Source organism: Amycolatopsis jiangsuensis, assembly GCF_014204865.1.
GTDB classification, from domain to species: Bacteria; Actinomycetota; Actinomycetes; order Mycobacteriales; family Pseudonocardiaceae; genus Amycolatopsis; species Amycolatopsis jiangsuensis.
Genome location: NZ_JACHMG010000001.1, coordinates 3190900 through 3210549, shown reverse-complemented (window position 1 = coordinate 3210549; position 19650 = coordinate 3190900). Strand labels below are relative to the sequence as shown.

At 70.6% G+C, this 19650-nt stretch carries 16 protein-coding genes and 1 pseudogene; 10 read left to right on the top strand and 7 right to left on the bottom strand.

Annotated elements, in window-relative coordinates:
• The first annotated feature begins 276 nt into the window (after positions 1-276).
• The 6 genes and pseudogenes from BJY18_RS14130 (at position 277) to BJY18_RS14105 (ending at position 8507) form a co-directional block, all read left to right on the top strand.
• On the top strand, positions 277-792 hold the full coding sequence (locus BJY18_RS14130) for a (2Fe-2S)-binding protein (RefSeq protein ID WP_184780420.1): 516 nt from the start codon (positions 277-279) through the stop codon (positions 790-792).
• On the top strand, positions 792-3230 hold the full coding sequence (locus BJY18_RS14125; RefSeq protein ID WP_184780419.1) for a xanthine dehydrogenase family protein molybdopterin-binding subunit: 2439 nt from the start codon (positions 792-794) through the stop codon (positions 3228-3230). The genes BJY18_RS14130 and BJY18_RS14125 overlap by 1 nt, the downstream gene beginning before the upstream one ends.
• Entirely contained in the window at positions 3227-4078 is an 852-nt protein-coding gene (locus BJY18_RS14120; protein ID WP_184780418.1) for an FAD binding domain-containing protein, read from the top strand. The genes BJY18_RS14125 and BJY18_RS14120 overlap by 4 nt, the downstream gene beginning before the upstream one ends.
• A 104-nt stretch (positions 4079-4182) precedes the next feature.
• Positions 4183-4623 (top strand): annotated as a pseudogene (locus BJY18_RS14115) (SRPBCC family protein); the annotation flags it as partial.
• Positions 4624-6192: 1569 nt separating this feature from the next.
• Complete coding sequence (locus BJY18_RS14110) at positions 6193-7407, top strand: GGDEF domain-containing protein (protein WP_184784611.1); 1215 nt, start codon at positions 6193-6195, stop codon at positions 7405-7407.
• 44 nt (positions 7408-7451) lie between these two features.
• Positions 7452-8507 carry an NAD(P)-binding domain-containing protein gene (locus BJY18_RS14105; protein WP_184780417.1) on the top strand — a complete coding sequence of 352 codons (1056 nt, stop codon included), beginning with the start codon at positions 7452-7454 and terminating at the stop codon, positions 8505-8507.
• A 6-nt stretch (positions 8508-8513) separates the two neighbouring features.
• Here BJY18_RS14105 and BJY18_RS14100 read toward each other — a convergent pair whose 3' ends face one another.
• Positions 8514-9260, bottom strand: coding sequence for an SGNH/GDSL hydrolase family protein (locus BJY18_RS14100; RefSeq protein WP_184780416.1), 747 nt, complete (start codon positions 9258-9260; stop codon positions 8514-8516).
• 113 nt (positions 9261-9373) lie between these two features.
• Between BJY18_RS14100 and BJY18_RS14095 the strand changes: the two genes are divergently transcribed.
• Genes BJY18_RS14095 through BJY18_RS14085 form a run of 3 tightly spaced genes read left to right on the top strand, consistent with a single transcriptional unit; the run spans position 9374 to position 11915 of the window.
• Positions 9374-10048, top strand: coding sequence for a response regulator (locus BJY18_RS14095; RefSeq protein WP_184780415.1), 675 nt, complete (start codon positions 9374-9376; stop codon positions 10046-10048).
• The gene (locus BJY18_RS14090; protein ID WP_184780414.1) at positions 10045-11439 is read left to right on the top strand and encodes an ATP-binding protein; all 1395 of its coding nucleotides are present in this window, start codon (positions 10045-10047) and stop codon (positions 11437-11439) included. Before BJY18_RS14095 ends, BJY18_RS14090 begins: the two co-directional genes overlap by 4 nt.
• Positions 11436-11915, top strand: a complete 480-nt coding sequence (locus tag BJY18_RS14085; RefSeq protein ID WP_184780413.1) for a hypothetical protein — start codon at positions 11436-11438, stop codon at positions 11913-11915. Before BJY18_RS14090 ends, BJY18_RS14085 begins: the two co-directional genes overlap by 4 nt.
• On the opposite strand, the gene BJY18_RS14080 is transcribed toward BJY18_RS14085, so the two are convergent.
• Positions 11908-13113, bottom strand: coding sequence for an acyltransferase family protein (locus BJY18_RS14080; protein WP_184780412.1), 1206 nt, complete (start codon positions 13111-13113; stop codon positions 11908-11910). The two genes, BJY18_RS14085 and BJY18_RS14080, sit on opposite strands and share 8 nt — an antisense overlap.
• A gap of 137 nt (positions 13114-13250) precedes the next feature.
• On the opposite strand from BJY18_RS14080, the gene BJY18_RS14075 reads away from it, so the two are divergent.
• Positions 13251-14072, top strand: coding sequence for an alpha/beta fold hydrolase (locus tag BJY18_RS14075; RefSeq protein WP_184780411.1), 822 nt, complete (start codon positions 13251-13253; stop codon positions 14070-14072).
• Here BJY18_RS14075 and iolD read toward each other — a convergent pair.
• The 5 genes from iolD to BJY18_RS14050 are packed head-to-tail and all read right to left on the bottom strand — an operon-like array spanning position 14069 to position 19650.
• Positions 14069-15907: a 3D-(3,5/4)-trihydroxycyclohexane-1,2-dione acylhydrolase (decyclizing) gene (gene iolD, locus BJY18_RS14070; protein ID WP_184780410.1), complete on the bottom strand. Its 1839-nt coding sequence runs from the start codon at positions 15905-15907 to the stop codon at positions 14069-14071. The two genes, BJY18_RS14075 and iolD, sit on opposite strands and share 4 nt — an antisense overlap.
• Complete coding sequence (gene iolC, locus BJY18_RS14065; RefSeq protein WP_184780409.1) at positions 15904-16848, bottom strand: 5-dehydro-2-deoxygluconokinase; 945 nt, start codon at positions 16846-16848, stop codon at positions 15904-15906. Before iolC ends, iolD begins: the two co-directional genes overlap by 4 nt.
• Positions 16845-17627, bottom strand: a complete 783-nt coding sequence (locus tag BJY18_RS14060) for an ATP-binding cassette domain-containing protein (protein WP_184780408.1) — start codon at positions 17625-17627, stop codon at positions 16845-16847. The genes iolC and BJY18_RS14060 overlap by 4 nt, the downstream gene beginning before the upstream one ends.
• The gene (locus tag BJY18_RS14055; protein WP_184780407.1) at positions 17624-18652 is read right to left on the bottom strand and encodes an ABC transporter permease; all 1029 of its coding nucleotides are present in this window, start codon (positions 18650-18652) and stop codon (positions 17624-17626) included. Before BJY18_RS14055 ends, BJY18_RS14060 begins: the two co-directional genes overlap by 4 nt.
• The gene (locus tag BJY18_RS14050) at positions 18649-19650 is read right to left on the bottom strand and encodes a substrate-binding domain-containing protein (protein WP_184780406.1); all 1002 of its coding nucleotides are present in this window, start codon (positions 19648-19650) and stop codon (positions 18649-18651) included. Before BJY18_RS14050 ends, BJY18_RS14055 begins: the two co-directional genes overlap by 4 nt.

The window sequence follows — 19650 nt, the reverse complement described above, 5'->3', positions numbered from 1 at the left end:
CGGAGCGCGTACTGGTGTGTGCACAGCCGCCGTCGCGTGATCGCGGCGAGTGGCCGTAAAAATCACCCGTACGGAGTGCCGCATCTGCGGTTCGACAGACCAGAAACCCGTGCAGCTGCGGAAGTGCGACGGGGACATGCGACATTCGGACTTGTCCGCGCGGGAAAGGAGTAGCACGCTCGCGTGTGAGGCCGATCACCGTCGCGCCTTGGCCGTTCCCGAACCGGCCCGCCGGCCCGCCGGGGCCAGGCGGGCATTTGCTCTTGGAGGCCTTTGATGCGGATCACCGTCACCGTCGACGGGACCAAGTACACCGACGACGTCGAGCCGCGCACGCTGCTCGTCCACTATCTACGGGAACGGGTCGGGAAGGTGGGCACCGTCGTCGGCTGCGACACCAGCAACTGCGGCGCCTGCACCGTGCACCTCGACGGGCACAGCGTGAAGTCCTGTTCCGTCCTCGCCGTGCAGGCCGACGGCAGTGAGATCACCACCGTCGAAGGGCTCGCCCGCGACGGGCAGCTGCACCCCGTCCAGCAGGCCTTCCACGACAATCACGCGCTGCAGTGCGGGTTCTGCACTCCCGGCATGATCATGCAGTCCATCGATCTGCTGGCGGACAACCCGGATCCGGACGAGCAGGCGGTGCGAGAGGGGCTCGAAGGCAACCTCTGCCGCTGCACCGGCTACCAGAACATCGTCCGCGCGGTGCGGGACGCGGCCCGGCACATGAGCCCGGGCGCCGGTCCCGAGGCCGAGCAGATCAAGCACGTCGGCGTGGGTGGTGAGTGATGACCGCGACCATCGAACCCGAGGTCGGAAAGTCCCGTCGCCGCAAGGAAGACGAACGGCTGATCACCGGCCGCACGCGCTGGACCGACAACATCGCGCTGCCCGGGATGCTGCACCTTGCGGTGCTCCGCTGCCCGCTGGCGCACGCGAAGATCACCTCGCTGGACACGTCCGCGGCGAAGGAATCGCCCGGCGTCATCGCCGTCTACACCGCCGCCGACCTCGATCCGGACGGTAGCATCGGCATGCCCTGTGCCTGGCCGGTCACGCCGGACATGGGTGCGCCGCGGCGTCCGGTGCTGGCCGCCGATCGGGTCAACTTCGCCGGGGAAGGCGTGGCCGTGGTGGTCGCCCGGTCCGCCGGTGAGGCGCACGACGCGCTGGAGGCGATCGAGGCCGACTACGACGAGCTGCCGCCGGTGCTGGACATGGAGGCCGCGCTCGCCGAAGGCGCTCCGCTCGTGCACGAGGAGCTGGACAGCAACAAGAACGCGCTGTGGGTCTTCGATTCGGCCGGTGCCGGCACCGGCGGGGACGTCGAGCAGGCGCTCTCCTCGTCGGAGATCGTGCTCAAGCGCCGGTTCCGCCAGCAGCGGCTGGTGCCCGCGTTCATGGAGCCACGGGCGTGCGTGGTCGACCCGACCGGCACGCAGGTCACCATGTGGTCGGCCACCCAGGTGCCGCACATCCTGCGCGTGATGTCCGCGATGACGCTCGGTATCCCGGAGCACAAGCTGCGGGTGATCGCCCCGGACGTCGGCGGCGGGTTCGGCGGCAAGATCGGCGTGCTGCCCGAGGAGATGATGGCGCTGCTCGTGGCGCAGAAACTCGGGAAACCGGTGAAGTGGAACGAATCCCGGTCCGAGACGATGCTCGCCGCGCACCACGGCCGGGACCAGATCCAGGACCTGACGATCTCCGCGAACGCCGACGGCACGCTCACCGGGCTGAAGGTCGAGCTGCTGGCCAACCTGGGTGCCTACAACGGGCTGGTCGGACCGGGGGTGCCGATCCTCGGTGCGTTCATGTTCAACGCGATCTACAAGATCCCGGCCTACCACTTCGCCTGCACCAACGTGTTCACCACGACCACGCTGACCGACGCCTACCGCGGTGCCGGCCGGCCGGAGGCGACGTTCGCGATCGAGCGGATCATGGACGAGCTGGCCGACGAGCTGGGCATGGATCCGCTGGAACTGCGCGAGAAGAACTGGATCAAGCACGAGGAGTTCCCGTACACCACAGTCGCCGGGCTGACCTACGACACGGGTAACTACGAGGCGGCCACGGAGAAGGCCAAGCAGCTGTTCGGATACGACGAGCTGCGCCGCGAGCAGGAGCGGCGCCGTGCGGCGAACGATCCGGTGCAGCTGGGCATCGGGATCTCCACGTTCACCGAGATGTGCGGGCTCGCGCCGTCGCGGGTGCTCGGCTCGCTCGACTACGGTGCCGGCGGCTGGGAGTACGCGTCGCTGCGGATGCTGCCCACCGGCAAGGTCGAGGTCACCACGGGTGCCTCGGCGCACGGGCAGGGGCACGAGACGGCGTGGAGCCAGATCGTGGCCGACCAGCTGGGGGTGCCGTTCGAGGACGTCGAGGTGCTGCACGGGGACACCCAGTCCTCGCACAAGGGCCTGGACACCTACGGTTCCCGGTCGCTGGTCGTCGGCGGGATCGCGGTCGTCAAGGCCGCGGAGAAGGTGATCGCCAAGGCCAAGCCGATCGCCGCGCACCTGCTGGAGTGCTCGGAGGACGACCTCGAGTTCACCGGCGGCAAATTCGCGGTCAAGGGCACCGATTCGGCCACCACGATCCAGGACGTGGCGCTCGCCGTGTTCGCCGCGCACAACCTTCCCGACGGGACCGAACCGTCGCTGGATTCCGACGCCACCTTCGATCCGGAGAACTTCTCGTTCCCGCACGGCACGCACCTGTGCGCGGCCGAAGTGGACACCGAGACGGGCCGCGTCACGCTGCGTTCGTACGTGTGCGTGGACGACGTCGGCACGGTGGTCAACCCGCTGATCGTGGAGGGCCAGGTGCACGGCGGGCTCGCGCAGGGCATCGCGCAGGCGCTGTTCGAGGAGGCTGTGCACGACGAGAGCGGAACGCTCACCACCGGTACGTTCGCCGACTACCTGCTGCCCTCGGCAGCGGACCTGCCGTCGTTCACCACCGAGCGCACCGAGACCCCGTCGACGACGAATCCGTTGGGAGCCAAGGGAGTCGGCGAGGCGGGCACGATCGCGTCCACGCCCGCGGTGGTCAACGCCGTGGTCGACGCGGTGCGGCACTTCGGCGTGAACGACATCGAAATGCCGTTGTCGCCGATGCGCGTGTGGAGCGCGGTGCGGCACGGCACCGTGCGGGCCGGCGGTCCCGGCAACGAGGCCGGCGGTGGCCTCGGTTCGATCGACGCCTCCGGAGGTGCCCAGTGATCCCGGCTCCGTTCGACTACGTTGCTCCGTCCACTGTGGACGAATCGATCCAGGCGCTCGCCGCGGCGGGCGAGGATGCCAAGGTGCTGGCCGGCGGGCAGAGCCTGCTGCCGGTGCTGCGGATGCGCCTCGCCGCCCCGTCCACTGTGGTCGACCTGCGGAAGGTCGCCGAGCTGCGCGGCGTCCGCGAGGAAGGCGACGTGCTGGTCGTGGGTGCGATGACCACGCACTACGAGGTGCAGCGAAAACCGTCGATCGCCGAGCACGCGGCGCTGGTGAAGGAGGCCACGGACACCGTCGCGGACCCGCAGGTCCGCCACCGCGGCACGTTCGGCGGGGCGATCGCGCACGCCGATCCGGCGGGTGACCTGCTGGCCCCGGTGCTGGCGCTGGACGGCGAACTCGTCGTGGCCGGTCCCGGCGGCCGGCGCACGGTGCGCGCGGCGGAGTTCTTCCAGGACTACTTCACCACCGCGCTGGCCCCGGACGAGCTGCTCGTCGAGGTGCGGCTGCCCAAGCACACCGGCTGGCGGGCACACTACGAGAAGTTCAACCGGGTGGCGCAGGCCTGGTCGATGTGCGCGGTGGCAGCCACCGTGCGCACCGAAGGTGGCGTGATCGAGGAAGCCCGGATCGCGCTCACCAACATGGGCGCGACCCCGGTGCGGGCGACCGCGGTGGAACAGGCGTTGCTGGGTGCGTCGGCCACCGCGGACACGATCCGCGCGGCCGCCTCCCACGCCGCCGAAGGCACCAATCCGGCCGCGGACGGCAACTCCGACGTCGAATACCGGCAGCACCTCGCGCGGGTGCTCACCGGGCGGGCGATCACCGCCGCGGTGGGCTGAGGCAGCGGTCCCTGGCGGGGTTCGCGCACGGACCCCGCCAGGGCGCCCGGGCCGCCGTATGGTGGAGCGCATCGGCTCGACGTAGCAGGAGAGGAGGTCGGCCCGTGCGGCTCGACCACGAATTCACCGTCCCCGCTCCCCTCGGGGAGGTCTGGCAGGCCGTCATCGACCCGGAGCGCGTCGCCCCGTGCATGCCCGGCGCCGCGCTGACCCAGGTGGACGGCGACACCTTCGCGGGCACGGTGAAGGTCAAGCTGGGCCCGATCTCGCTGCTGTACAAGGGCAAAGGCGAGTTCCTGGAGAAGGACGAGGCGGCCCGCAAGGTTGTCATCAAGGCCTCCGGCAAGGACTCGCGCGGCGCCGGCACCGCCGCCGCGACGGTCACCCTGACCCTGACCGAACAGCCCGGCGGCGGCACCCACGGCGCGGTGGCGACCGACCTGTCCATCACCGGCCGCCCGGCCCAGTTCGGCCGCGGCATGATCAGCGAGGTGGGCGGCAAGATCCTGGACACGTTCGCGACCAACCTCGCCGGCTCGCTGGCGACCTCCCCGGCCACGGAAGGGCCGGGCGGTGGTGGTGCCGGGGCCGGTGGTGGTGCTGCCGGGGCTGGTGGTGCGGGCGGTGTTGCCGGGGCTGGTGGGACCGGCGATACGGGCGGTGCTGGTGCTTCGGGTAGGGCTGATGGTGCTGCTGCTTCGGGTGCGGCTGACAAGTCCGCGGGGGCGGCTGTCTCAGGCGGAGCTGCCAAGTCGGCTGGTGCTGGTGGGGCTGGCGAACGTTCGGGGACCGGTGTGACTGAGGCCGCCGCTGGTGCTGCTGGGGCCGCTGCGGTCGCGGGATCAGCGGCGTCGGCCGGGGCAGGCGGTGCTTCCGGGTCTGGCGGTGCTGCTGGGTCTGCCGGGACTGGTGGAGCTGGCGCGGTTGGTGGGGCTCGTGGAGCTACGGGAACCACTGGGGCTGGTGGTGCCGGTGAAGGTGCTCGGGCCGCCGCGTCGGGTGGTTCTGCGGCGACGGCCGCCAAGGATTCGTCCGATGACTCCGGATCCGCGGAGAAGCCGCACCTGCACAGTGTTCCGGCCGGTGGCGCGACCGGCGAAGCCGAGCCGATCGACCTGCTCGACTACGCCGGACAGTCCGTGGCGAAGCGGCTGATCCCGGTCGCCGCCGGTGCCGTGGTGCTGGTGGTGGTCCTGGCGATCGTGCGGGCTCTGCGGCGCCGCTGACCAGCACCCGGCGCGGCTCCCGGCGCCGAAATCCGGCGCCGGGTTGTGCCCCGGCAGGCCAAGGATCGCGAACGGTCGGAGCTGCGCCGACAGCAGGGGGCAGCTCTGCCGGCGACAGGAGTCCCCGAATTCGGCCGAGATAGTCGGCCAGGGCGCGGGACTGCGCTGAACTGGCCGGACCGCGCCCAGCTTGAGCTCGGGTGGACCGCGCACCACGGGGGGACGGCACGCTTCGCGTGCAAGACCGCGCGAATGACCGGAAAGCTGGACTGCGTCGGACCGCGCCCACCTGACTGGGCCGGATGGGTGCGTGCTGGCCTGGATCGGGATGGGTGGCGTGCTGGGCTGGCGCGGGACCGTGCTCAGCTTGGGCCGAGTCGGGCTGTGCCGGGGTGTGCTGGCTGCGTCGGTACGTCTGGCCTGGCGAGCGGGCAGAGTAGGGCCCGGTTGAGCCGAGCCGAGCTGGGCCGTGGCGAGTAGGGCCAAGCTGCGTCGGTGGAGGCGGGAGCTGCATTCGACCTCTCCTTGGACCAAGCTCGTCTGCGCCATGCCGCCGGGCCGCTTGGCGCTGTGGGGTTGGAGCCGTTCCGCTGCCCGGGCCGTCTCGCCGGACGAGCCGGGCGAGCCGAGGCGGCTCGCCCACCCGGAAGAGTCCACCCGACCGTGGGAGGCTCGGGTCGAATGCCCGCTCGCGCTACTCACGGCATGTTTCGGGGGCAGGTCCTTGGGGGTTCTCCACCGGTTCGGCGAAAGAGACGCTGTCGACCGGCTACGCTGGGCCACCTCGTCGGCGGAGTTCTCGGGTGGGGCGGCACGATGCAGTCAGGTGGCGGCCGCGCGGTGCGGGCAGCGGTGACCTCCTGGCGTGGCTGGCCGGGCCGGTGGGCGATGTGGATGGTCGCGCGGCGGCGGTGGATCGGGTACGCCGTCGGGTGCGAGGTGCTGGCTGCGGCCGTGACCGTGGCCGGGCTGATGACGGGGTTCGGCGGGGCGGTGCGGCCGGTCTGGTTCGGCGCGCTCGTCGCGGTCGGGATCGCGCAGGCGGAGATGTCGCGGCGCATCGAGCGGCTCCGGCGGTGGATGAGCGGCCAGACGCACATCAACGTCACGTCCGTCTGGTACCTCGCCGGCGCGGTGCTGCTGCCGCCTGCCTGGGTGGCGTTGCTCGCGCTCGTCCTGTACCTCCACTTGTGGCTGCGTGTATGGCGAAACGTGCGTACGCGACCCGCACATCGCTTCGCGGCGAGTACTGGGTGGGCGATGCTGTCGTGCTTCGCGGCGTCTGCCGTGCTCGCTGTCACCGGCCTGAACGACGTCGGCATCGACAGTTGGTACGGCCTCTGCGCACTCGTTCTCGCTGCAGCGGTGTTCGAAGTGGTGAACGCCGGGCTCGTCGCGATCGGGATCTTCCTGTACACGAACAGCCGTTCGTCCGCGGACCTCGTCGGCACGTGGGAGGACAACGCCTTCGAGCTGGCCACACTGTGCCTCGGTGGGCTGACCGCGCTCGCCCTCGTGTGGCAGCCGGTGCTCGTGGTCTTCGTACTGCCGCCGCTGTTGCTCCTGCACCGCTATCTGCTGCTGAAGCAGCAACTCCAGGTGGCCGCGGTGACCGACGAGAAGACCGGCCTGCTCAACACGGCGGGCTGGCACGACCTGGCCACCCGCGAGTTCACTCGCGCCCGCCGTCGCGGTGAGGGCAGCGAATTCGCCGTCCTGATGATCGACCTCGACCATTTCAAGCGCATCAACGACACCTACGGCCACCTCACCGGCGACGAGGTGCTGGCCGCGGTCGCGGTGACCATCGAAGGTTCACTGCGTCAGAGCGACACCGTCGGCCGCTTCGGGGGCGAAGAGTTTGTGGTGCTGCTGCCTGCCACGGGTGCCACGCACGTCCTCGGCATTGCCGAACGGGTGCGAAGCGCGGTGGGCGAGATGACGGTCGCGGTGAACGGGTCGGTGCGGATCAGCGGACTCTCGGTGTCCGTCGGCGTCGCCCGTTACCCCGCTGCCGGCGAGACCCTCGACGAAGTCCTGCGCACCGCGGATGCCGCGCTCTACCGGGCCAAGGACTCCGGCCGCAATTGCGTCTCGGTGTGACCCGCGGCCCGAAATACCGGGCGCGCGGAGTTGTTGAACGTTGTATGAGTACTGCGGACCACGCTACGGACGTCGTGGTGATCGGGGCCGGGCAGGCCGGGCTGTCGGCGGCCTACCACCTGCGCCGCGCCGGTTTCGTCAACGACAGCGGGTTCGTCGTGCTCGATCACGGCAAACGCGCGGGCGGGGCTTGGCAGTACCGGTGGCCGTCGCTCGTGCTGGGCAAGGTGCACGGCATCCACGACCTGCCCGGCATGGCCTTCGGCACGCCCGACGTGACGCGTCCGGCGAGCGAGGTCGTCTCGGAGTACTTCGCGCGCTTCGAACGCACCTTCGACCTGCCGGTGCGGCGTCCGGTCGACGTGACCGCAGTCCGGACGGCGGGGGAGCGGCTGCTGGTCGAGACGCCGGCGGAGACCTGGTCCGCACGCGCGGTGATCAGCGCGACCGGCACGTGGGACCGTCCGTTCCTGCCGTACTACCCGGGTAGGTTCGCCGGACGGCAGCTGCACACCGCCGACTACCGCGGGGCCGAGGAGTTCCGCGACCGCCGGGTGGTGGTCGTCGGCGGCGGTACGTCGGCGGTGCAGCTGCAGCTGGAGATCGCACGGGTCGCGCGATCGATCACCTGGGTCACGCGCCGTCCTCCGGTGTGGCTCGACGAACCATTCAGCGAGGACTGGGGACGACGCGCGGTGGCGAAGGTCGAACGCCGTGTGCGCGAAGGACTTCCGCCGGAGAGCGTGGTGAGCGTGACCGACCTGGCGCTCACGCCCGAGGTGCGCGCCGCACGCGCCGCCGGCCAGCTCGACCGCAAGCCGATGTTCGACCACCTGGTGCCCGAAGGCGTCGTGTGGGCCGACGACAGCTTCGAGCCCGCGGACGTCATCCTGTGGGCGACGGGGTTCCGCGCGTCGATCGACCATCTGGCCCCGCTGCACCTGCGGGCGCCGGGTGGCGGCATCCAGCTGGACGGCACCCGCGTGGTCGCCGAGCCCCGGCTGCATCTGGTCGGCTACGGCCCGTCGGCGAGCACGGTCGGTGCGAACCGGGCCGGTCGCGCGGCGGTCCACGAGATCCGGCGGCTGCTGGGGAAGTGACGCGGGTCAGCAGCCCTGGAAGCGCTGGTCGGCCGACCAGCCGGCGTTGGCCCAGGTGTCCGGCGCCGGTGGCTGGAAGCCGGGGTACTGCTTGGCCAGTTCCGTGAGCAGCCACTGCGTGAACCGTGCCGCGCCCTGCGGGCAGGTGTGGATGCCGTCCGCGCTGCGGTCGGGCTTGCCGTCCTTCGTCGGCTGGTAGGCGGGGCCCCAGACGGTGCTCGCATCCAGCGCGCCCGCCTGGCCGTGGGAGCCTGCCGCGACGGTACGGGCGACCTCCGGAGTGTGGTTCAGCTCGGTCATGTGCGGTTGGTAGAAATCGTCCGGCCGGATCGGCGGGAAGGTCACGAACAGCGTCTTCGCGCCCGCGTGCGCGGCCGTTGTCACCAGCTTTTCGTAGCCTGCCTGCTGTTCTTGGGGGCTGCCCCAGTCGTAGGTGGTGGACTGGTAGATCAGCACGGACGGCTTGGCCGCGCCGATCTTCTCCGGCAGCTTCTCCCAGTTCTTGTCGGAGAACGGGCCGACGACGTTGCCGCCGCCGTCGGAGGCGATCGAGGTGAAGCCGACACCGGCTGCCTTGAACGCGGCGGCCAGCGGCAGTGCTTCCCCGGCCGCGATCGAGTCGCCCAGAAAGAGCACTGTGGACAGTCCGGAGTGTCCGGCAGGCTCTCCGGCCCCGTCGGACGGTTCGGCGCACGCGGTCGCGCTCAGCAGCAGCCCGGCGATGCCGAGTGCGAGGGTTCGAGTCCTGGTCATGGCCACTACGGTGCCGCCGCCGCGTCCCGGGTCACTCGCCGCTGTGTCGCGGTTGTGTCGCAAGGACCGCGACGATCCGGGCGGTGCGGGTCCGTGTTGTCCATACTGGACGCGTGGTGGCGATACTGCTCATCGAGGACGATCCGCTGGTGCGGCGCGGACTGGAACTCGCGCTCTCCCGGCACGGGCACGACGTGCGCACCGCGGAGACCGGGGAGGCCGGTCTCGCCGAATTCCGTTCGGCCGCACCGGAGCTGGTGGTGCTCGACCTGATGCTGCCGGGCATCGACGGGTTCGAGGTGTGCCGCCGGATCCGCGGAGCCGGTGACGTCCCCGTCATCATGCTCACCGCACGCGGTGATGACTTCGACGTCGTCGGCGGGCTGGCCGCGGGTGCCGACGACTACGTCGTCAAGCCGGCGCAGCCCACCGTGCTCGATGCGCGGATCCGCGCCGTGCTGCGCCGCACGCACGGCGGTTCGGACGGGGTTCGCGCGCATGGTGAGCTGAAGATCGACACTGCCGCGCTCACCGTTTCGCTGCGCGGCGAAACCGTCTCGCTGACCCCGACCGAACTGCGCCTGCTGCTGACCCTGTCGCGTGGTCCCGGCCGGGTGTTCAGCCGTCAGCAGCTGCTGGAAGAGGTGTGGGAGCACGACTACCTCGGCGATTCCCGGCTGGTCGACAACTGCGTGCAACGGCTGCGCGCGAAGATCGAGGCCGACCTGGCGAATCCGCTGTATGTGCAGACTGTGCGTGGGTTCGGCTACCGGTTCGGGCCGGTATGAGGTGGTGGTGGCCGCGTGGGCTGCGGCCTCGGCTGCTGGTCGCGTTCGTCCTGGTGACGGTGCTCGGCGCGGCCGCGGCGGCGTGGTCCAGCGCGGGAACGGCGAGCACTGCGCTGGTGGATTCGGCGCAGCGGCGGCTCAGTGACGCTCTCGTGAGCCAGATCGGTGCGGTCACGCCGCGGCTGACGTATCCGCCGGACCAGGATGCGCTGGACCGGCTGCGCAGTGCGGCCGGGCCGAACACCGTGGTCACTTACCGCGATCTGCGCGCCGAGGCCGGCGTCGAGCCGGCGAGCGACGCACTGCGTGCCGCGGTGCGCAGTCAGAACGGGCTCGTCACCGAGCGGGTCACCGTGGGCAGTACGCCGTGGCTCGTGATCGGTACGCCGGTGCTGCGCACCGCGCCGGACGGCACGCGCACGCCGTCGGGGATCGAGGTGTACTCGGCGCACGATCTCACCGAGGTCGAGCAGCAGATCGACGGGCTCGCCACGAACGCGGCCGCCACCGCCGCCGTGGCGTTGCCGCTCGCGATCCTGCTGGCGTTGCTGGCCGCACGCAGTGTGCTCCGGCCGGTGCGGGAGCTCCGGGACACCGCGCGGCGGCTCACCGACGGCGACCTGGACGCGCGCGCACCCCCGCAGGGCGCCGACGAACTGGCCCAGCTGACCGTCAGCATCAACGAAATGGCCGAATCGGTGCAGACCTCGATGACGGCGATGCAGCGGATGCAGACCGATGCGAGGCGGTTCGCCGCGGACGTTTCCCACGAACTGCGCACTCCGCTCAGCACGCTGACCGCGGTCATGGAGGTGCTGGAAACCGCGGCAGGCGGGATGGAACCGGACGCACGGGAATCCGCGCAGCTCGCGATCACCGAAACCCACCGGCTGGTCCGGCTCGTCGAAGACCTGATGGAGGTGTCCCGGTTCGACGCCGGGACCGCGCAGCTGCGGATCGACCAGGTGGACGTGGCCGCGGCGGTGGCGGACTGCCTGCGGGCCCGTGGCTGGACCGAGCAGGTCGAGCTGGCCCCGGCGAAGGGCATCGTGCTGGGTCTGGACCGGCGACGGCTGGACGTGATCCTGGCCAACCTCGTCGGGAACGCGCTGCGGCACGGCGCTCCGCCGGTGCGGGTGCGGATTTTTCTGTCCGGCACGCAGGTGCTGGTGGCAGTCACCGACCACGGGCCCGGATTGCCGAAGGAGGTGCTGCCGCACGTGTTCGACCGTTTCTACAAGGCCGATGCCGCACGGACGCGGACTCCCGGCAGCGGGCTGGGGCTGGCGATCGCGCTCGAGAACGCCCGTCTGCACGGGGGCACGCTCACCGCGGAGAACGTCGATGGCGGAGCCCGCTTCGTCCTGCGGTTGCCGAGGGAGGGGCAGTGAAACGGATCTGGCCGCTGGCGGCGGCTCTGCTGCTGACCGGGTGCGGTGTCGAACCGTCCGGGCCCGAGGGGCGGGGCGAGGCGCCGACCGGGGTGGCTCCCGGAGTCACGCTGTATTTCGTGGACGTCCACCGGCAGCTCCGTCCGCAGCTGCGGGAGACCGGACAGCTGGGCACGATCCCGGAGGCGGTGTCGCTGCTGCTGACCGGCCCCGGTCCGGACGACTCGGAACTGCACACGGAAATCGCGGGCACCACGGTCACCCAGGTGCGGATGAGCACCGCGCCGGACCTGCTCCGGATCGGGCTCCCGTTGACCGTGCAGGACGTCACCGCGCGGGGGATCGACCAGATCGTCTGCACGGCGCTCGGGGTGCAGATCCAGAGCGGTGGCTCCCCGGCGACGCGGGTGCAGGTGGACTTCGTCCAGCCCACCCCGGCGTCGGACCAGCGGCGGACCTGTCCGCTGTTCAGCTGAGCTGAGTGAGGTCGATCGCGGGCGGCGCGGGCTCGGGCATCGCCGTCCACAGCAACGCGAGCACCACTGTCGCCGCAGTGAACGCGAGTACTCCGCGGCGGCCTCTTGCCCACCGTGCCCGGAATCGGATGGGATCTTCCACGAAGTACTTCGACAGCGTGGCCAGCACGATCGACACGGCGCAGACCACTGCGGTGTGAGCCCAGCCGTCGAGCCCGGTCCGTTCGGGCGAGAGCAGCACGAACACGGGCCAGTGCCAGAGGTACAAGCTGTAGGAGATCAGCCCGAACCAGCGCAGGGGACGGCAGGCGAAGAGCCTGGACGCGAGCGCTCGTGGCTGCTGGGCGCACAGTCCGATCAGCAGCGCTGCCGCCAGTGAGTGGGCGAAAAGCCCACCGGTGTACAGCCAGCCGGAACCGGTGCCGTCGGCGAACACCCACAGCGCGGCGAGCCCGGTCATGAGTACTGCCATCGCGGCATCGCCCCACCGTCCGGTCCGCGGCGGCCGCGCGGCGACCACTGCGCCCAGCAGCAGGGAAAACGCGCGGGTGTCGGTTCCGGTGTAGACGCGCGTCGGATCCGCCGGGTCGACCAACAGAATCATCAGCACGAGGGACAGTGCCGACGCCAGTACGGCGACCAGCGCGACCCGGTGGCGCACCCGCCGCCCCAGCGCCAGCACGATCACCGGCCACAGCAGGTAGAACTGCTCTTCGACGGCAATGCTCCACAGGTGCTCGAACACCCGGCTCGGCCCGAACCGGTCCCAGTAGGCCGCCGATTCCGCGAGCAGGTGCCAGTTGACGAGATTCAGCTGCACCCACGGCCCGTCGGCGAGCGTCGAGGCGAGCATTCCCGGGTCCCCGACGAGCCGCACCACGACGGTGACCACGGCGAGCAGCACGGCGAGCGCGGGAAACAGCCGCCGAATCCGCCTGCCCCAGAAGGAAATCAGCGAAACCGTACCGGTGGCGTGGACCTCACGCAGCAGCAGGCCGGTGATGAGGTAGCCGGACAAAGCGAAGAACAGGTCCACGCCGAGGAAGCCGCCCGGCAGGTGACCGGTGTGGAACAGCAGTACGCCGAGGATGGCCACGCCGCGGATCCCGTCCAGCGCGGGGGAGTGCGGAGCCTTGGTGGCCGCAGTGGGTTCGGCGGCGCGTACGGCCGTGGGCAGAGGTGGCTGGACATCCGGCATGGCTTCGACGATGCGGTCCCGGGGTGGCGATGCCGTCCGCACCAGGTCGCAATCACGTCGTAGCGCTGACCGGCTCGACAACTCGATACGTCGTAAAGTAGCCTTCGGAGCAATAGTTTACGACGTAAAGAGATGAGATGCCTGAAGTTGCCTTGTCTGGGGGAAGCCGGTTGGACGTCGAGGTGCACGGTGCGGGGCCGGTGGTGCTGCTGCCGGTCGACCCGAGCGCTGCCGCGGGGGAAAAAGCCGAGGTGATGCGGCAGTGGGGTGCCGACCCGGAGCTGGGCCGGTCGCTGATCAGGGGGCTGTCCGGGTTCCGGGTGGTGGCTTTCGACTACGAAGGCCACGTGCTAGCGCACCCGCGTCCGGACACGCTCACCCCGGCCACGATCGCGGCCGACTTTCTGGCGGTCGCCGACGCGGTGGGAGCGCCGAGGTTCGCCTATTACGGCTACTCGTGGCTCGCCCTGTCCGGACTGCAGCTGGCTTTGCGCACCGATCGGCTCGACGCTCTGGTGATGGGTGGCTTTCCGCCGCTGTCCGGGCCGTACGAGCCGATGCTGGCCGTCACCCACGCCACGCATGAGTTGTCCACTGTGGAACCGACGAACGCCGAGGCGACGCCGGGGGACTGGGATTCCGTCGAGGTCACCCTGTCACCTGGGCAGACGAAACAGTTCGTGACCCTGTACGAGGCTCTGCGGGACTTCGACGACGAAGCCGCGCAGCCCTCGTGCGCCCGCCTGTGTTTCGCCGGTTCTGCCGACCGGATCGAATACGGCGAGCGCTGGGGCGGCGTGACGGTGGACATCGCCGGTCCCCTCGACCACCGCCTTACCGATCTGGTTGCCCGTGGCTGGGACGTCGAGGTCCTCGACGGTCTCGACCACATGCAGGCGATGCAGGCGGGCGCGGTGCTGCCGGTCGTGCGGCCGTGGCTGGAGAAGACGCTGGGTTAACGATGCAGGTACCGCACCTGGCCGGGTTTGGCGGCGTCGAATTCGGCGCGGCCGGCCAGGTGCTCCGGCACGCCGACCTCCCACCACGCCCCCGCTTCGGTCCACGCGGCGGGCAGGGTGCGGACGACGACCACGGCAGGGCGGCGGGTCGTGCCGGCAGCGGTACGGGCTTGGGCATACGCGTCGCGAAGTTCCGAGAGCGAGTGCGCTTCGAAGACTGTGCAGCCCATGGCCTCGGCGTGCCGCGCGAAGTCGACGCGGGGTGGTTCGTCGTGGGAGGTGCGGCAATCGGGGTAGAAGTTGGTGAACGGCTTGCCACCCTGGCCCTGCTGGAGCCGCCCGATCACCGCGTACCCGTCGTTGTCGCAGACCACCGCGACGAACGGGTGGCCGGCGAACGCGGCGGAGAACAGGTCCGAGTTCAGCATCAGGTACGAACCGTCGCCCAGGAGTGTGGTGACCAGCCCACCCTCGTGCGCCATCGCCGCACCCCACGCGCCGGACAGCTCGTAGCCCATGCAGGAGAAGCCGTACTCGACGTCCATGCTCACTTCGCCGGACCCGCGCCAGCCACCGATCAGCTCACCGGGCAGGCCGCCGGACGCGGTCATCACGTAGTCGCGCGGTTCGGACAGGTCGTTCACCACGCCGACGACCTGGGCGTAGCTGGGGATTTCCGAAGCCGCTGAACGCAACGAGCCGATGTGCGCGTCCCAGCGGGCTCGTTGCGCGGCTGCCTGTGCAGTCCACTGTGGGTCAACGTGCCAGTCTTCCAGGTGCGCGCCGAGGTCGGTCAGACCGGCCGCAGCGTCCCCCACCACCGCGAGGGCTCCGTGTTTCACGGCGTCGAAGCGGGCGGCGTTGAGCGCGATCAGCCGCACGTCCGGAGAAAAGACCGTCCACGACGCGGTGGTGAAGTCCTGCAACCGGGTGCCCACGGCAAGGACCACGTCCGCGGAAGCGGCGAGTACGTTCGCCGACGCCGAGCCGGTGATTCCCAGCGGACCGGCGTACACCTCGTGCCCGTGCGGCACGAGGGTGCGCCCGGCGGTGGTCTCCGTGACCGGAATCCCGTGTCGCTGCGCGAAGTCCAGCGCCTGCGCCCCGGCGCCGGAATAGCGGACGCCGCCACCCAGAACCAGCAGCGGCCGCCGCGAGGACCGGAGTGCGGTGGCGGCTTCGGTCAGCGCCCGCAGGTCCGGCCGGGTGCGCGGCAGCCGGTGCGTGACCGGCTCGAACAGCGCCTCGGGGAAGTCGTACGACTCGGCTTGCACGTCCTGGGGCAGCGCCAGGGTGACCGGCCCGGCGTCGGCCGGATCCGTGAGGACCCGCGCGACCTGGGGCAACGCGGCGAGCAGCTGCTCGGGCCGGGTGATCCGGTCGAAGTAGCGGCTCACCGCGCGGAGGGCGTCGTTCGCCGTGGCCGTGCCGTCGTGGAACGGCTCCACCTGCTGCAACACCGGGTCCGGTGCGCGGTTGACGAACGTGTCACCGGGCAGCAGCAACACCGGCAGCCGGTTCGCGTGCGCGACACCCGCCGCGGTCACCAGGTTCAGCGCGCCCGGCCCGATCGACGACGTGACCACGCCGACCTGCCGCCGGTGCGTGGCCTTCGCGTATCCGGTCGCGGCGAGTGCCATGCCCTGTTCGGTGTGCCCACGCCACACCGGGAGCTCGTCCCGGTGTTCCTCCAGCGCGGTACCGAGGCCGAGCACATTGCCGTGCCCGAAGATCGCCCAGACAGCCGGGAACAGCGGCACCTCCCGGCCGTCGAAGGTCTCCGAACGCTGCGCCAGCAGCCAGCGCACGAGAGCCTGTGCCGTCGTCAGTTTCACAGCAGCTCCTCGATCTCGGCGGCGGTGGGCATCGCGTCGGCGCAGGCCAGCCGGCCCGCGACGAGCGCGCCCGCGGCGTTCGCGTACTCGGCGATCCGGGCCGGATCCCACCCGGACAGCAGCCCGTGCACCAGCGCACCTCCGAAGCCGTCTCCCGCGCCGAGCCCGCAGACCACCTCGATCTGTTGCGGTCGCACGGTTCGCCGGCCTTCCGGCGTGGCGATCAGCACGCCGTCGGCGCCCTTCTTGATCACCGCCAGCCGCAGCCCGCGGGCGAGCATCCGGTCCGCGGCCTCGTCCGGATCGGCGGTGCCGACGGCGACTTCCACCTCGGTCCGGTTACCCACCGCGACACTGACGTGGTCGAGCATCCAGCCGATCTCCGCGCGCGCGGCCGCGAGGTCCGGCCAGAACATCGGCCGGTAGTCGAGGTCGACGACAGTGTGCTCACGCCGGCCGCGGGCGGTGAGGATCCGGCGCTGGGTGGCGCGTGCGGGCTCGGCCGAAACGCCGGTGCCGGTCACCCACAGCAGCGGGACTTCGCGGACCAGATCCCACGGCACGTCCGCGTCGGCGAGCGTGAGGTCCGGGGCGATCGGGTCCCGGTAGAACAGCAGCGGCGGATCCGCCGGCGGGTTCAGCTCACAGAACACGACCGGGGTGTGCAGCTCCGCCGAAGTACCGACGTGCGCCGGGGAGACGCCGAAGCCGGACAGTGCGTGGCGGACGTAGTCGCCGAACCCGTCCGCGCCGACCTTGGTCAGCACCGCGGTCCGGCGCCCGAGCCGCGCGGCGGCGACCGCGACGTTGGTCGCCGTACCGCCGAGCGATTTGGCGAACGTGCTCACCTCGGCGAGCGGCACCCCGCTCTGCTGCGGATACAGGTCGACCCCGACCCGGCCGACGGTGAGCGCCTCGATGGGCACACTTGCGTCGGTCATGAGGATTCCGCCTGGCGCAGTTCGTGTTCCAGGGCTTCCAGTTCCGCGCCGCCGGCCATCTGCCGGGTCAGTTCGGCGAGAGTGATGTCCGGCTTCTCGTACGAGCCGAGTGCCGCGCCACGCTTGAGCAACAGAAACCGGTCGGCCACCGGGTAGGCGTGGTGCGGGTTGTGCGTGATCAGCACGACGCCAAGGCCGCGGTCACGGGCCTGCGCCACGTACTTCAGCACCACGCCGGCCTGCTTCACACCGAGCGCGGCAGTCGGCTCGTCGAGGATCAGCACCTTCGCCCCGAAGTGCACTGCCCGCGCGATGGCCACGCACTGTCGTTCGCCGCCGGAGAGCGTGCCCACCGGCTGTTCCACGTCGCGCAGGTCGATGCCCATGTCCGCGAGCGCTTTCTTGGTGAGCGCGCGTCCCTTCTTCCGGTCCAGCGCCTGGAACGGGCCGAAGCCGACGGTCGGCTCGGAGCCGAGGAAGAAGTTGCGCCACACACTCATCAACGGCACCACCGCCAGATCCTGATAGACCGTCGCGATGCCGCGGTCGAGCGCCTCGCGCGGCGAAGTGAACCGCACCGGGGCGCCTTCGACCAGGAACTCGCCCTCGTCGTGCTGGTGCACCCCGGCGAGGATCTTGATCAGCGTGGACTTCCCGGCCCCGTTGTCGCCGAGTACGCAGGTGACCTGCCCGGCATGGACCACAGTGGACACATCACGCAACGCCACCACACTGCCGTACCGCTTGCCGACCCCGGTGACCTCGATCAGAGGGTTCATCGCCGCACCCTTTCCGCGCGCCGCCGGAAGGCGTTGTTGACCAGGACCGCGGCCAGCAGCATGATGCCGAGGAACAGCATGAACCAGTCGCTGTCCCAGCCGGCGAACACGATGCCCTGGCGTGCCATGCCGAAGATCAGCGCGCCGATCGCGGCCCCGACCGCCGAACCGTAGCCACCGGTGAGCAGGCAGCCGCCGATCACCGCGGCGATGATGTACTGGAACTCCAGCCCGATGCCCTGGTTGGCCTGCACGCTCGCGAACCGCAGGATGTTGATCGAGCCGACCAGCCAGCCCGCCAGCGCGGTGCCCATGAACAGGAGGATCTTCGTGCGCACCACCGGCACGCCCACCGCCCGCGCACTGCCCGCCGAGCCGCCGACCGCGAAGATCCAGTTGCCGAACTTGGTGCGCACCAGCAGCCACGCGGCCACCGCCGCGAAGCCGATCCACCACACGATCGAAATCTGGAACGGGGTGCCGCCGATGTCCACTGTGGAGGCGAAAACGAATCCGGCCGAGGCGTAGCCGTCGGTCGAGCGCATCCCGGAGACCTGTACGGTGCCGGTCACCAGCCGCGTCACGCCCAGGTTCAGCCCCTGCAGGGCGAGGAAAGTGCCGAGCGTGACGATGAAGCTGGGCAGCCCGGTCTTCATCACCAGCCAGCCGTTGAACAACCCGACCAGCAGCGCGAACACCAGCGACACGAGCAGCGCGAGCCACACGTTCCAGCCGGCCGCGGTGGCCAGGATCGCGGTGACCAGCGAGGTGGACGCGGTCATCACGCCCGCGGATAGGTCGAACTCGCCGCCGACCATCAGCAGCGACACCGCCACCGCCATGATGCCCAGCGTGGCCGCGTCGTCGAGCCAGGTGGCGGCCCCGCCGGCGCTGAAGAACCGGTCCGTGACGAGGGTGAAGAACAAGAACACCACGACCGCGCCCAGCAGTGCGCCGATCTCCGGGCGCACCACCAGCCGGTCGAGTGCCCGCGGCTTCACCAGCCGTTCGTCGAGGGTGGTCATCGGGTGCCCCTTTGCACGTACTGGCCGACCTTGTCCACAGTGGATCTGTCGACCAGATCGGGGCCGGTGAGCACCGGCTTCCCGCCACCGACGACGTTCGCGTTGTCCCGGTAGAGCTTGAGGAACTGCACCGGAAGGTAGCCCTGCTCGTACTGCTGCTGGTCGACCGCGAAGACCACGTCGCCGGACTTGATCGCGGCCACCACGTCGGAGTTCAGGTCGAACGTGCCGACCCGCGCCTTCGAGGCGACCGACTTGATCGCGCTCACCGCCCGCGCGGCGACCTGCGAGTTCAGTGTGAGGACCGCGTCGATCGACGGGTCGGTCTGCACCGCGCCGCGGATGCGGGACTCCGCGTCGGTCGGGTTGGAGATGTCCACTTGCAGCATCTGCACCCCGCCGCCGAACCCGGTCTTCGCACCGGCACACCGCTGCGCCTGCCCGACGTTGCCCGCCTCGTGCACGACACACAGCAGCTTCTTCTTGCCGAGCTCCTTGAACTTCTTCCCGGCCTCCTCGCCCGCGATGGACTCGTTCTGCCCGACGTGCGTGAGCGCGCCGTACTCCACGCTCTTGTCCTCGCCGGAGTTGATGGTGATCACCGGGATGCCGGCGCGGACCGCGGCCTCGATGGACGGCCGCAGCGCCTCCGGGTTCGCCATCGACACGACGAGCCCGCCGGTCCGCTGCGCGACCGCGTTGTCGATCAGTTTGGCCTGCGCGCCGGGGTCGCCGTCGGAGTTGTACTCGATCTGCACGCCGAGGTCCTTGCCGGCCTGCTCGGCGCCGTTCTTCACCACGTTCCAGAACGCGTCACCCGCGGTGCCGTGGGTGATCACGGAAACCTTCAGCTGCCCGGACTCCACCGGCTCGGACGCGGGCGCGGCCGCCTTCGGCTCGGCGGACGGTCCGGTGCACGCCGTCAGAGCCAGCCCCGCTGCCAGCAGGCCCGCCGTCAGGCGGCCGGAGCGCCGGACGCGCTCCCCGCGATGGGACAT